The sequence below is a fragment of the Mesorhizobium sp. WSM4808 genome (genome assembly GCF_055811675.1).
This window is the reverse complement of record NZ_JBVVQX010000035.1, coordinates 16,557-29,663: the sequence shown is the minus strand read 5'-3', so window position 1 is coordinate 29,663 and position 13,107 is coordinate 16,557. Positions and strand designations below refer to the sequence as shown.

At 58.0% G+C, this 13,107-nt stretch carries 12 protein-coding genes and 1 pseudogene; 5 read left to right on the top strand and 8 right to left on the bottom strand.

Features of this window, described 5'->3' with window-relative positions; translation table 11 throughout:
• Window positions 1-91: 91 nt before the first annotated feature.
• The 5 genes from AC0L2U_RS32815 to AC0L2U_RS32795 form a co-directional block, all read right to left on the bottom strand.
• Complete coding sequence (locus tag AC0L2U_RS32815) at window positions 92-1,117, bottom strand: electron transfer flavoprotein subunit alpha/FixB family protein (RefSeq protein WP_473603462.1); 1,026 nt, start codon at window positions 1,115-1,117, stop codon at window positions 92-94.
• 105 nt (window positions 1,118-1,222) lie between these two features.
• The gene (locus AC0L2U_RS32810; RefSeq protein WP_473603461.1) at window positions 1,223-2,560 is read right to left on the bottom strand and encodes an NAD(P)/FAD-dependent oxidoreductase; all 1,338 of its coding nucleotides are present in this window, start codon (window positions 2,558-2,560) and stop codon (window positions 1,223-1,225) included.
• Window positions 2,560-3,447, bottom strand: a complete 888-nt coding sequence (locus AC0L2U_RS32805; protein WP_473603465.1) for a dihydrodipicolinate synthase family protein — start codon at window positions 3,445-3,447, stop codon at window positions 2,560-2,562. The genes AC0L2U_RS32810 and AC0L2U_RS32805 overlap by 1 nt, the downstream gene beginning before the upstream one ends.
• Before the next feature lies 1 nt (window position 3,448).
• On the bottom strand, window positions 3,449-4,936 hold the full coding sequence (locus AC0L2U_RS32800) for an aldehyde dehydrogenase (protein WP_473603460.1): 1,488 nt from the start codon (window positions 4,934-4,936) through the stop codon (window positions 3,449-3,451).
• Window positions 4,937-4,972: 36 nt separating this feature from the next.
• Entirely contained in the window at window positions 4,973-5,677 is a 705-nt protein-coding gene (locus tag AC0L2U_RS32795; protein ID WP_473603459.1) for a GntR family transcriptional regulator, read from the bottom strand.
• A 209-nt stretch (window positions 5,678-5,886) separates the two neighbouring features.
• Between AC0L2U_RS32795 and AC0L2U_RS32790 the strand changes: the two genes are divergently transcribed.
• Entirely contained in the window at window positions 5,887-6,870 is a 984-nt protein-coding gene (locus tag AC0L2U_RS32790) for a GlxA family transcriptional regulator (RefSeq protein ID WP_473603458.1), read from the top strand.
• 749 nt (window positions 6,871-7,619) lie between these two features.
• Window positions 7,620-8,618 (top strand): LysR substrate-binding domain-containing protein, encoded by a 999-nt coding sequence (locus tag AC0L2U_RS32785; protein ID WP_473603457.1) that lies wholly within the window; start codon window positions 7,620-7,622, stop codon window positions 8,616-8,618.
• Window positions 8,619-8,645: 27 nt separating this feature from the next.
• On the opposite strand, the pseudogene AC0L2U_RS32780 reads toward AC0L2U_RS32785, so the two are convergent.
• The 3 genes and pseudogenes from AC0L2U_RS32780 to AC0L2U_RS32770 form a co-directional block, all read right to left on the bottom strand.
• Window positions 8,646-8,927: pseudogene (locus tag AC0L2U_RS32780) on the bottom strand (hypothetical protein); the annotation flags it as partial.
• Between the two features lie 106 nt (window positions 8,928-9,033).
• A complete protein-coding gene (locus tag AC0L2U_RS32775) occupies window positions 9,034-9,234 on the bottom strand; it encodes an SDR family NAD(P)-dependent oxidoreductase (RefSeq protein WP_473603456.1) in 201 nt (66 codons plus the stop codon).
• Window positions 9,235-9,237: 3 nt separating this feature from the next.
• Complete coding sequence (locus AC0L2U_RS32770; protein ID WP_473603455.1) at window positions 9,238-9,408, bottom strand: hypothetical protein; 171 nt, start codon at window positions 9,406-9,408, stop codon at window positions 9,238-9,240.
• Window positions 9,409-9,911: 503 nt separating this feature from the next.
• Between AC0L2U_RS32770 and AC0L2U_RS32765 the strand changes: the two genes are divergently transcribed.
• The 3 genes from AC0L2U_RS32765 (at window position 9,912) to AC0L2U_RS32755 (ending at window position 13,062) form a co-directional block, all read left to right on the top strand.
• The gene (locus AC0L2U_RS32765; RefSeq protein ID WP_473603454.1) at window positions 9,912-10,880 is read left to right on the top strand and encodes an ABC transporter permease; all 969 of its coding nucleotides are present in this window, start codon (window positions 9,912-9,914) and stop codon (window positions 10,878-10,880) included.
• Window positions 10,881-10,913: 33 nt separating this feature from the next.
• Window positions 10,914-11,945, top strand: coding sequence for a glycine betaine/L-proline ABC transporter substrate-binding protein ProX (gene proX, locus AC0L2U_RS32760; protein ID WP_473603453.1), 1,032 nt, complete (start codon window positions 10,914-10,916; stop codon window positions 11,943-11,945).
• Between the two features lie 64 nt (window positions 11,946-12,009).
• The gene (locus AC0L2U_RS32755) at window positions 12,010-13,062 is read left to right on the top strand and encodes a quaternary amine ABC transporter ATP-binding protein (RefSeq protein ID WP_473603452.1); all 1,053 of its coding nucleotides are present in this window, start codon (window positions 12,010-12,012) and stop codon (window positions 13,060-13,062) included.
• The last annotated feature ends 45 nt before the right edge of the window (window positions 13,063-13,107 follow it).

Sequence of the window (13,107 nt, the reverse complement as noted above, 5' to 3'; positions counted from 1 at the left end):
GGGTGTGGCCTGGATTGCCGGGGATGGGGGGCCGTGCCATGTTGATTCTCCTTTTTGGCGTTGTTGGAAGATACAGATTTTCACATCGCAACTATGTCAGCCCTAAGCTGAGACCGCGAACGCTCGACCTCCGTTGCGCAATAATACGCCGCTCCCGTTGCAGCTTGGCGGCCCGCGAGACGTTTCCTATGTCCTGGCAGTCGCAACGAGATCCTCCGCGCCAATAGCTCCGATGGTGCATTGCGCCGTCGACGTTTCGCGTCGGCCTCCTGCCTGCATTGACCTTCGTTGAGTCGGGGCGTGACGTCATGTCTGCGCGGTGATCGCGGTTACAGTTGGAATCTGGAACTGAGACACTGCTGACGCCAAGATCCCGGATGGCCCCAGAGACACCAACCACTATCCAAAGATCGGGCGCCACCACGTATTGTCGGCCTGCCCGTCGGCTCCTACGGCCACCGAGCTTGTTGGCGACGGGCAGGATGATCTCCTGGACTCGCTCGCAGGAGCCTAGCGCGCGTTCAGCGGGGATGATGATCTTGGCCGAGTTCAACTCCAGTCGGTCGGCTTCCGAGAGCTTGTTTTCGATGGTGATGCGGTTACCCGGACAGGCTGCCGCCGAGATATTCTCGACGGCAGCCACATGGCCTTGGGAGGCACTCGAAAACGAAGTCGAGCGCACGCCGATGTCCTTATTGGCGTTGCTCGATCGTATGGGCGGGGTAGGTTTACAGGTGAAGATTCGCCGCTTGAACGCCATCGAAGCGACTTCGATGATCTCGGAAACCTGCCTGACATCGAGCCGTGCGGCCACATGCGGCGCGACATTCTGGCCCGACGAGATCGCCGGCGCGATGAAGCCGTCATGAGCTCCGACCAACGAAACGACGAGCGCCGCAAACGGGTCGGTCAGGGTTTCGCTGAGCTCGTCGGCTTCGGCGAGCAGCACCTCGCTGGCGCCCTTGAGCCTCGCGGCGCCACCCACAGCGCCATTTCTACCATTGCGGGCAACCAGCACATGCACACCCGAAGCGATCGGTAGCGCCGCCGAAAGCGCCTTTGCAGTCCAGTCGGAAAGCACAGCGTTATCGTGTTTGGCAGTCAGAGGAATAGCCATATATGATTCTAGTCCATCCTATCTGTCATACACGCCGGCGTTCTCAGATTGAGATAACAGCCCGCTCATTGGTTAGCGAAGCGAACTCAGCATGCAGAGGACGCCCTATTCCCGTCCCGCCTGCCATTCTCTGTAGGCTAGGTTTAATCGCGCCCCCACGTCGGTTATCGGACGCGGGGGCAAGGTCTGTGGCTTATCGAACGATCGGAATATATCGCCGAGTTTCGATCGGTGCCCCACTAAGAGTTCGGCAGTGGCGATGCCTGCGGCGGTGGCCTTCGTCCCCCCAATGCCGTTGCAGGCACACGCTGCAAAAATACCATCCGCGACCTGACCAAACAACGGCACCGTGTTCCGCGTCAGAGCCATTGCGCCCGCCCAGCGATATTGCATCTTCAGGTGGCGCTGCTTGGGAAAGCGGTCAGCGAACTTGCGGTCGTGCAGGTCACCCGCGCTCTTGATCGTTGCCTCGCCCGCTTCGATGGTGGGATGGTAGGTGTACCTCGAGCGAATAAGGATGCGGTCGCCCTCTGGGCCGTTGATACGCCTCACAGTCGTTCCCATCGGGGATGCCGGTGTGGCTCCCCATTTGCGGTGCCCGCCTAGCGCGCCGGGGTCAAAGGGCTCGGTGAGCGATGCGTGTGTAAAGACATGGAGCAGTTCGCCCCTACCAAACCCGAAGCTTTCTGCGTGGCCGTTGGTCGCCAGGATGACCCGCCCTGCCCTGATCTCCCCCTTTGGCGTCTTGATCGTGCAGCCGGTAGCTGAGCTCTCGATCGCGAGAGCAGGTGTTCTCTCGTACAGCTTGATAGGCTCATGGAACACATCGGCGATGGCTCTTACCATCGCCGTCGGCTGCACCATGACCGCGCCGGGGGTGAAAAGCCCAGATTTGAAGGATCGGGTGCCGGTGACCTTCTCGATCTCCGACGCATCCAGAAGGTGGTTGGGTTCGCTCAGGGACTTGAGCTGCAAGGAGTACGCTTCAAGATGCTCCGTCCCACCCTCTGTCATGGCAACGCTGTATTTGCCGCTGGGATCGAAAATGCCTTTGTCCCAGCTGTGCTCCTCAGCAAGGCGCGCGTAATGTTGAATGGCCGTCCGAGCCACTAAGATCTCATTGCGGCTTTTGGCAACTGCGTCCGCCCCGAAGTTGCCCGATGAGATGTCGTGCGGCAGATCAATCAGGAAACCCGAGTTACGGCCGCTCGCCCCGTGTCCAACTTCATCGGCATCGATGACGGCGATGGACAGGGTAGGGTCGAGATCGCCGAGTCGCACTGCGGCGGCCAATCCAGCAAAGCCTGCTCCGATGATGACAATATCAACAGTGATTGCGCGATCGAGCTCCAGTGTTGGCGCTCTCGCCGGAAGGAGCGCTTCCCACCCTGACTTGACGCCATGGGCGGGAAGCCGACGTGCACGAAAAATCCTGCTGGCCATTACTGCGCTTCTTGCTCAACAAGGGGGCCGACTGCCGTTTTAAGAGCTTTGATCCGCGCTGGGGCAAGGGGACGGAACGGTTTCCTGGCGCTCCCGCAGCCATAGCCGGTGAGTTCGGAGGCAGCATAGACGCTCGGCACGTAATCGCCGTCCCAGAGAAGAGACATGATTGGCTCGAGGAGCTTCCACAGGGACCGCACATCATCCCACCTCTTTTCCTGCGCAGCCCTCGTGATTGCCACACAGGTGCGCGGCGCTATATTGGCGCCGCCCCAAATGAGGCCGGAACAGCCCGCGAACAGTGAAAAAGGCACCAGCGGATCGGCGCCGTTGATCACATTCAGGCCGGTACCGATCAATCTAACCTGGGCGACCAGATCGCCACTGCTGTCCTTGACGGCCCGGAATTCGGGCAGTTCGCAAAGCCTTCGAAGGAGGTCGGGTGTTATGCGTACTCCCACCGCTTGGGGCACGTTGTACCCAATAATCGGCAACCCAACTCCAGCAACTTCGCTGTAGAAATCGAAGACACTGTCCTCATCAGTCGGACCCTCGAAGAAGGGTGGAAGGACCATCACTCCGTCCGCTCCAGCGTCTTTAGCAAACCTTGTTCTTTCAACGACGTCGGCGGTAAGCAATGCTGAGGCTTGGGCAACCACCTTGGCCCGCCCCGCGACGACGCGGGCGCCGCGTTCAACCAGAGACCTCGATTCCTCCCGCGTAAGGTAGGCATGCATACCCGTGCCGGAGCTGAACACGAAACCGTTCACGCCTGCGGCGAGGTGCCGCTCGATCAGCTCCTCGAACCGCACAAAATCGATGCGGCCGTTAACATCAAACGGCGCCGTAATCGCGAGATTGAGGCCGGAAAAAGCGAAAGACGACATCTCAGAAACCTTCATTTGAGCTGCTCAGGTCTATCCAGAGCGTTTTTGTCTGGGTATACTGATCATGAGCTTGCAGGGACTTGTCCCGGCCGCCAAAGCCCGACTGCTTGTAGCCCCCGAACGGCGTAGCAGCGTCCCCTTCCCCGTAGGAGTTCACGGTCACGGTTCCCGCCTTCAGCGCCCTGGCGGCCCGGAGTGCGCGCGTTCCGTCGGCGGTGAAAATGGAGGCTGCGAGCCCGTATTCGGTTTGGTTTGCAAGAGAAACCGCCTCAGCGAGAGAGTTTACGCCGACCACGGAAACGATCGGGCCAAAGATCTCTTCCCGCAGGTGTTTACCGTCATGCTGATCGAATTCAATGATGGTAGGCTCGATAGTGGTGCCGTTGAAGGCTTTTCCGCCCGTCACCACTCTGCCTTCGCCCCCGAGATAGCCGCTGACTTTCCCGAAATGGGTGGCAGAGATCAACGGGCCGATCCGGGTATTCGAATCGAGCGGGTCGCCCACGGTCCATGACTTGGCCACCTCGGTGAGTTTTTCGAGCAAACGGTCCTTCACATCGTTGTGAACAAAAACCCGCGAGATCGCTGAGCAATTCTGGCCCATGTTCCAGAACGCCCCGTTGCCGATATGGGCAGCCACAGCGTCGAAATCGGACACGTCCTCCATGACGATGCATGGGTTCTTGCCGCCCATTTCAAGCACGACCTCCTTCAGGTTGCTTTCCGAGGAGTATTTTAGGAAGCGGCGACCGGTTTCGGTGGAGCCGGTGAAGGAAACAGCGTCAATATCGGGATGCCGGCCGATCGGCTCACCAACGTCCGGGCCGTCACCTGTCAGGACGTTGAAGACGCCAGCTGGCACACCGGCATCGAGCGCGAACTCCGCAATCCGCAATGTGGTTAGCGACGTCTCTTCAGCCGGCTTGACGACGATCGTGCATCCTGCGGCAAGTGCGGGACCAATCTTCCAGGCCAACATCAGAAGGGGAAAATTCCATGGGAGGACTAGGCCCACGACGCCGATCGGCTCGCGCACGATAAGGCCCAAGGAAGAGTCATTCGCAGGGGAAACCTGATCGTATATCTTATCGACGGCTTCGGCATGCCATCTCAGGCTGTTAATCGCCTCGGGCACGTCGATGTTGATGCAGTCATTGATAGTTTTGCCGCTGTCCAGGCTCTCCATCAAGGCCAGATCAAGCGCGTTTTCCTCGATGATGGCCGCCAGCTTGAGGAGCACTTTTTTTCTGCCTGCCGGCGGCAGCTTCGACCACCGGCCGTCCTCGAATGCCAGCCTAGCCGCCACAACCGCCTTGTCGACGTCGACCGAGGCCGCCGCCGGAAGCTCAGCCAGGATTTCGCCCGTCGCCGGGTTCAGGGTTGGGAACGTTTTGCCCGACAGGGCGACCACTGCCTCCCCGTCCACAATCATCTTGGTGGGCAGTTTGAGTGCGCTTGCCTGCTTCTTGTAGTCGACTTTGTTCAGCATTTCTGTTCTCCGTCGTGTCCACTGACACCGATAAATCTATGCTTCGAGTTCGCCTTGCATACCGCTGGGAACGGCGTAGAGCGCCACATCGCTGCGGAACACCTCGAGATGCGCGCGCACCACGTCGCCGGCTCGGTCCGCGTCGCGGGCCTCGATGGCTTCAATCATCTGATCGTGCTGCTGAGCAGCGGTCTCCTGATCCTTTTGAATCCGCGGGCCGCCGTTTTGGCGGTAGAAGATCTTGCCAATGCGGGCGTGGTCAATCAGAAGCTTCTTGAGACTGGGAAGTAGATACGGATTGTGCGCCATTCTGCCGATGTTCAGATGGAACTGGTGATTGAAGATCACCCGGCTCTCGACGTCACCATCAGCGATGGATTGGCGGAACCTCTTCTGGGTTGCCTTGAGAACATCCAGATCCCCTGCAGTACGGTTGACAGCCGCGAGCTTCGTCGTCCCGACATAGATCATGGGGGCGACGATTAGAAAATCCCGAAGCGTCTGGTACGACATGATGGATACGCGCGCAGCGCGGTTGGCCTCAAGGTCAACGTAGCCCTCCCCCGCCATCTGGCGCATGAGTTCGCGAACCGGCGGACGGGAGAGGCCGAACTCTTCGCTCAGAGCAACCTCGTCCAGGATCGCCCCGGGCTCGAGCTGCATCGTCAAAATGCGATGCACCAAAGTTTCAGCAAGGATGCCTTTGCGGTCTGTCGACGCAGGTTGCTCATCGAGAGTCATTGCGTGTCCTTAATTTCGAGGATAGGCATATTGTAGACAGAGATCGTGAGTCAAGATAGGAAATAGTCATAACCATTGGCAGCGACTTGTAGGTGTCAATCATGTCGGGACCGGCCGGAACCGCGACTGTGTTTCATTCATAGCCACGTGCCAGGCAAGCGCGCTTCGTTCAGTTGTGGGTCGGGTTCATTCTGGCCCGCTCATTTACGTTGACCGCGTTCGCTCTGTTTATTGAAACGCTTCGACTCGCCAGCGATGAAACGGACAGATCCGGCAGGGTCAGCGCGGACTGGGAGGTGTTGTCGAATACCCGGCATCTCGTAACCTCAAGTTGCGGCGTGCAGGTTTCGCCGACGTCAGCGCTGCGTAACCCGATGGACTTTGATTACATTGTCGTCGTCGGAGGCCGGTTGTCCGACGGCCAAGCAGTCGACGGTCAGACCATAAAATACCTTCGGGAAGCCGCCACGAGAGGCACGCGCCTGATCGGCATCTGCACAGGAACATTTGTCTTGGCGGAAGCTGGACTGATGGCCGCCCACGAGACCTGTGTAAGCTGGCTGCATTACCTCGACTTCCGTGAGCGCTTTCCCGGCCTAAAAGTACAGGCTGACAGGATCTACAATCTTGATGCCACACGCGGGTCGTGTGCGGGCGGCAGCAGCACAGCCGACCTGGCGGCAGACTTGGTCCGGCGGCATATCGGTGAGGCGGCCGAACGAAATGCGCTTGAGGTCCTGCAAATCGACAGGGTTCGCAACGCGCAGTGGGTGCAGCCGCGTCGACCGCTGACGCTTGAGATACATGACCCCAGGCTTCGCGCTGCACTGATCCTGATGGAACAGAATGTCGAGAACCTCCTGTCGATTTCCAGATTGGCAGCAGTATTGGGCGTCTCGCGGCGACAACTCGAGCGGCTATTTTTAAAGGAGTTGCATAGCTCTCCCGCGCTAGTCTACCGGCGCGTCCGCCTCGAGCGCGCCAAGCAGCTGCTCCGGACAAGCGATACCCCCTTGATCGAGGTCGCAATTGCCGCCGGTTTCGAGAACGCATCCCATTTCGGGAGGGTATTCCGTTCCGTTTACGGACAACCTCCCAGCGTCTGGAGACGCTCCGGGTCGACTTCCGAGAAGGTTGGAGCTGCGACAGGGCTTGCAGATCCGAGCACACGAATTGCCTCCGTCTCCTCCTAAGGTTTGAAATAAAGCAGTAGAGCTCCCGGAAGGCCGTGACCTGCGTTCTGACGAATTATTGTTGGCATTAACGAGGAGCAGCCTGTGCAAAATACCGACGATAGCAAACGCCGCTCTGGAGCGAGTGTGGCCGGCAAATTCGACGTCATTGTTGTCGGCGCCGGTTTCGCAGGATGTATATGCTGCACCAGGCCCGTGAACTTGGGCTGACAGCATTAGTTCTTGAGACGCCCCCGGTGTCGGTGATACGTGGTTCTGGAACCGTTATCCGGGCGCGCGATGCGATGTCGAGACCATGCAATACTCCTACTCGTTCTCTGAGGAGCTGCAGCAGGAGTGGCATTGGAGCGAACGCTACGCATCACAGCCTGAGATTTTGAAGTATGCAAACCATGGCGCGGACAAATTCGATCTTCGCCGCGACATTAGGTTCAACTCCCGCGTATCACGCGCAGTTTTCCAAGAAGGGGAGAATGTCCGGCAGCCGATGATGGAGAGCAATTTTGTGCGAAGTGGTGCGTCATGGCGACCGGCTGTCTGTCCGCTGCCCAGCGCCCGAACATCCCTGGCTTGGGCACGTTCAAAGGCGGAATCTATCACTCGGGCAATTGGCCTCGACAGCCGGTAGACCTGGCCGGCCGCAAAATCGGTGCCATCGGGGCGGCTTGGCGGGCCGAATACGACGGCCGGCGCGGCAAAACCTGCGGTCCTTAATTTACATCCCTATAGCGCTGGAGTAACAATTATCCATGTCCAACTACCGACGGCTTCCGTTGAGCGCCTTACGGGCATTTGAAGCTGCCGCACGGCATATGAGTTTCACCAAGGCTGCTAACGAGCTTTCCGTTACTCAAGCGGCGGTCAGTCGCCATATTCTGACATTGGAGGACCATCTCGACATCCAGCTGTTTAACCGAGGCAACCAAAAGGTGTCTTTGTCGCCTGCTGGCGAGGAGCTCTTTGAAGCTGCGACTTTGAGCCTCGCTCATATTGCGGCAGCCTTCGACAGCGTAAAGCGGCGCGAGAAGGCCCGACGCTTGACGGTCGGCATGCCAATGTCGTTCGCCACCCTGTTTATGAGCCATCGGATTGGTGAATTCGTCGCGAATAACCCGGAGGTCGACCTGCATCTGGTTTCGCTTGAACGGAGCCCTGTCCCGGCGACAGACGGTTTCGATGTGTCCGTGGTGATGGGATATCTGGCACGCCCAGGCTTTACGGCAACGGAACTCTTTGGAGAAGAAGTCTTCCCAGTTTGCAGCAAGTCTTACCAGACCCATTCTGCGGGAATTTGTACCCCGGAAGACTTGGTGAACGAGGTTCTCCTTGTTATGGATGACCAACATTGGTCCGCCTACCCCTGGTCACCTTTCGATTGGGTGCATTGGCTCGGACAGTTTGGAATTTCCTCCGACTTCAAGCGCATCATCACGTTCAACAACTACCCGACGATGATGCAGTCTGTGATCAGAGGCCACGGCATAGGGCTTGGCTGGCGTCATTTGGTCAGTGATTTCCTTAAGGAGGGCACGTTGATCAGGCCCCTGAGGGAAAGCTGTCTCACTGGCCGAAAACATCATCTCGTCATTCCGGACACAGCGGTCGAACGGGAGGACGTCCAGATTTTCCGCAACTGGTTGATTACACAAGTCGCCGACCTTAATCCTCCTGCCGCGGCTGCAGACTCGATGGTGATCGGTCAGATCGCGGCGCCTGTGGGCAGCCAAGTGCTGCCACCCGGGGATTAGCCACGTCTGACCACATCGGGTGCCGGCTTAGAGGATAGTGGCAATATTCACCGGGTTTACCGGTAGCCTCTGGCCTCGATGGGAGGCGACAAGCGAGCCAGGCCATGCCCGTTCAGCCCATCGCCATTCACGTGCTGGCTTCGCCAACAATATAGCCGGACGCGCTGCTGCAAGAAACGCGACTACATTGGCCACCTCGTCAGCAGTTCCGACGCGGCGTGCTTGCGTCGCGGCCAGAAATTTATCGCCGTGCTCACGAAGCAGGTTCCCAATCATAGGGGTCTCGATGGTCCCCGGTGACACCGTGTCAACCCTATGTCGGGAGCAAGCTCCTTGGCGACCTGAGCGCCATCACAGCGCCTTTGGACGCGGCGTAGTGGCCGCTCGGCGAGCAACCCTGGTGCGCCGCTCCGGACTAACGACAGATGTAGAATACGCCGTCTAGGTTGACCGACATGGTGCGACGCCATTCTGCATCCGTGAGAGTCGCCACTGGGCGTTCGACGTAGATCCCCGCTGCTGGCTCATGGTCGATATGACTAAACTCAGCCAGGCATGTAGTTATGACCGCATCGGCGCCAGACGGTTCGGCGGCGTCATACCTTACGGCTTTCACTCGTTAGCCGCTGCGATCTAACAACCTTGCCAGCTCTACAAAGGTCTGCTCATCAAAATCGGCAAACAGCAATCGCGCCCCGAACCGATGGAAAATTCGAGCGACGGCGCTGTCGATACCACCGGCAGCGCCTGTGATAATCGCGACCTGATCCAAGAGGCTGTTTTCGGGCAAGCAAGTCCTCCTGCAGGACCGCCGGCTCAAGATTACATGACTTCGCAACGGCAAAGCCTACCTATAAGCAGAGCTTCGATGTGCTTCAAATGAGTTTTCCGCCCTGGTGAGAAAGTCATGACGCGCTTGAAAAGGATGCAGGCTTGGCGCGGCTTGGCCTACCACCCTGGGCTTGAGACGGCGGGGCAAAGACCCTGATAACATTTCGTCCCCCGGCGCATAACTTTTTATACGGTTGTTTTGCCAAGCCTGCGTCGCTAGCGTTCCTCAAAACAGTCAGGTGGTACGACTTAGCCCCGATGAGCGTCCCACCCATAAAGAAGTCTCATACCAATGTGGGACAGGGGAAAATAGTCTTGAGGTTGGCGTTTGCACGCCCGCAGGGTTTATTTCCCCGAGCCGTATATATTGCAGTTTTACTGGCTGTACCTCAGCAGTGTCTACGTCAGCCGTAGTGAGTACACTGCGGGCGCCGCTCGGGTTCTTGGTTGAAAGGATGCTTTGTGACGCCCGAAGATGTTTTGGACCCATTTAAGAAGTGGCAGATTCCGTTCGGCGACTGGGTCGATTCTGGATTGGGATGGGTTGTCCAAGAGTACCGGCCGTTTTTTCAGAGCTTGAAGTGGCCCGTCGACAAGCTCCTGACTGCATTCGATGTGACACTAAATGGCATTCCGCCCGTCATCACGATTGGGTGCTTTGGTCTGCTTGCCTGGCAACTCGCCGGATGGCGGCTCGCCGTTCAAGTCGTAGGTCTTTTGCTGATCATCGGCTTTCTGGGCATCTGGGGTGCAACGATGACGACCTTGTCGCTCGTTTTCACCGCTGTAGTGATTTGCACAATCATTGGAATTCCGCTGGGCGTGCTCGCCGCACGGAGCGACCGCGCAGCGGCCATATGCCGTCCCGTGCTAGACACGATGCAAACCATCCCGTCCTTCGTTTACCTCGTCCCCGTCGTCATGTTGTTCGGCATCGGCAATGTGCCCGGCGTTATCGTCACGATCGTGTTTGCGCTTCCCCCGGTGATCAGGCTTACCACCCTCGGCATCCAGCAGGTTTCTGAAGAGGTCGTTGAGGCGATGCGCGCTTTTGGCGCCACCAACAGTCAGATTCTCTTCAAGGCCCAATTGCCGCTTGCCCTGCCCAGCATCGTCGCGGGCGTCAACCAGACCTTGATGATGTCCCTGTCGATGGTTGTCGTCGCCTCTATGATCGCTGTAGGGGGCCTGGGCCAGATGGTTCTTCGCGGCATAGGTCGCCTCGATATTGGATTGGCTGCGACCGGCGGTATCGGCATTGTGTTTCTGGCGGTAATCCTGGACCGGCTCGCCCAATCAGCGATGACGCGGCGCAGACGTTTCACCGATCTGGCCTGGCACAAGCGAGGCCCGGCCGCCCTCTTCACCGGCTTGCTCAAGGCTTACCCAGGCCTCGCCGTTGGAGCAAAGTGCCTTAAAAGTGGCTGGTAGAACCTATCCAACAAACAACAATGGGAGCGACTTATGAGCATTCGACTCAAGACCGAAGGCCGTCTTTGTCGGTTAACTGCTGCAGTTGCAGTATTAGGGATTATAGCATTTACTGCTGGGCATGTCGTTGCGGCTGACCTCCCAGGAAAAGGGGTCACGGTAAAGCCTTTGGTCGACGGCATCGCCGAAGAAATGTTTGAGGCCTACATCGTCAAAATTGGCCTTGAGGACCTTGGATATACCGTCGAGGAACCAGGAAGTGCGCAAATACCGCTTGCCCATCTGGCTGTCGCCAGCGGCGACGCGGACTATTACACGCCGCACTGGTACCCGCTGCACATTGCGTTCGCCGAGAAAGCCGGCGGTGATGCGAAAGCCCACCGGGTTGGCACACTCGCGACAAATTCGATCCAGGGCTACTCCATCGACAAGCCGGCCGCCGATAAATACGGCATCAAAACGATCGACCAATTGAAAGATCCCAAGCTCGCCAAGCTCTTTGATGTGGATGGCGATGGAAAGGCTGACCTTTATGGCTGCGATCCGGGCTGGGGATGTGAGCGGATCATCGAACACCACCTCGACGCGTATGGAATACGGGACGCCGTAACGCACAAGCAGGGCGAATATTTTGCGCTCCTTGCCGATGCGATCCAGAGAATCCAGTCGGGCAAACCAACTCTGTACTACGGCTGGGTGCCCATGTGGGTGAACGGTGTTCTCCGCCACGGCCACGAAGTCGTGTGGCTGACTGTTCCATTCACCGCCTTGCCAGATGAACAAGCCGGGGCCGACACGACGGTTCCAGGAATCGGAAATCTCGGCTTCTCCGTGAACTCCCACCATGTGTTTGCCAACACGGCGTTCCTTGCAAAGAACCCCGCGGCCGACAAGTGGTTCGAACAGGTCCAGATCCCGATCCAGGACATCGATGACGAAAACCTTCTCATCCACAAAGGTGAGAAGACCAATGAGGATATCCACGGTCACGCCGAAGCCTGGAAGAAGGCCCATTTGGACCAGTGGAATAAGTGGATCGCCGAAGCCGAGAAGGCAGCCAAGTAAAGCTGCCTGCAGATAGCTGCCCGGTAATCGACTACCGGGCAGCAACTAAAAGTGGAGCCCAACTTTGAAAGCGCATGCGATAGAGTTCCGGGATGTTTGGAAGGTTTTCGGCTCGGGCTCGAAATTTGACCTTGCAACCATCCAACGCGACCATCTTTCGAAAGCTGGTCTCCTAGAGAAACATGGATGCGTCGTCGCTGTTGCCGGGGTCTCCTTCAAGGCGGAGGCGGGTGAAATTTTTTGTGTTATGGGGCTCTCGGGGAGCGGTAAGTCAACGTTGGTGCGCCACGTCAACCGCCTGATCAAGCCCAGCGCTGGCCAGATTATCGTTGGTGGTGAAGACATCAACACCAAATCCGAAGACGAAATGCGTCAACTCCGCGCCCGGTCCATGGGCATGGTTTTCCAGAATGTGGCGCTGCTTCCTCATCGCACGGTCCGTGACAACGTAGCGCTCAGTTTGGAGCTCAGAAGGGTAAGCGCCCGTCAGCGGTACGAGATTGCAGAGGAAAAGCTTGAGCTGGTGCAGTTGATCGGCTGGGGCGACCGATATCCGGATGAACTCTCTGGCGGCATGAAGCAGAGAGTGGGCTTGGCGAGGGCCTTGGCGGCGAATCCCGCAATATTGCTGATGGATGAGCCGTTTTCGGCCCTTGATCCCCTCATCCGCCGAGAGCTGCAGGATCAGTTCAAGGAACTGTCAACCAAGCTGAACAAAACCACGCTGTTCATCACCCACGATCTCGATGAGGCGGTACGGCTCGGCCACCAGATCGGGGTCATGAAAGACGGGAAAATGCTCCAGATCGGCACCGCTGAAGATATCCTTGGGAACCCCAAGGACCCTTACGTTGAAAAGTTCGTCCAAGGAAGCAGTCGACTGAAGCTCCTGAAGGCCGATTCAGTGGTGTTGCCTCTCGACCAGTACGCCGGCGCCGGTGGAAGCGTCCCATTGGCCCAGGCACCCCGCATCAAGATGGATGTTGCCATCAAAGAACTGGTGGATTTGTCGAACAGAAACAACAATAGCCCTCTAGTTGTCGTAGACGAGTCGGGCGTTGACGTTGGTATCGTCACGGCCGCATCCCTACTGCGCGGTATTCAGGACAGGCTTTAGGTATCTAAGTCCGCCGCATAACTTCAGCGCATGACCATGATGACT

What these genes read in the sequence shown, in the direction of transcription:
- AC0L2U_RS32785 (WP_473603457.1), top strand. Translation starts at nt 7,620, where the DNA reads ATGTCCAACTACCGACGGCTTCCGTTGAGCGCCTTACGGGCATTTGAA.
- AC0L2U_RS32805 (WP_473603465.1), bottom strand. Translation starts at nt 3,447, where the DNA reads ATGTCGTCTTTCGCTTTTTCCGGCCTCAATCTCGCGATTACGGCGCCG.
- AC0L2U_RS32815 (WP_473603462.1), bottom strand. Translation starts at nt 1,117, where the DNA reads ATGGCTATTCCTCTGACTGCCAAACACGATAACGCTGTGCTTTCCGAC.
- AC0L2U_RS32800 (WP_473603460.1), bottom strand. Translation starts at nt 4,936, where the DNA reads ATGCTGAACAAAGTCGACTACAAGAAGCAGGCAAGCGCACTCAAACTG.
- AC0L2U_RS32810 (WP_473603461.1), bottom strand. Translation starts at nt 2,560, where the DNA reads ATGGCCAGCAGGATTTTTCGTGCACGTCGGCTTCCCGCCCATGGCGTC.
- AC0L2U_RS32795 (WP_473603459.1), bottom strand. Translation starts at nt 5,677, where the DNA reads ATGACTCTCGATGAGCAACCTGCGTCGACAGACCGCAAAGGCATCCTT.
- proX (WP_473603453.1), top strand. Translation starts at nt 10,914, where the DNA reads ATGAGCATTCGACTCAAGACCGAAGGCCGTCTTTGTCGGTTAACTGCT.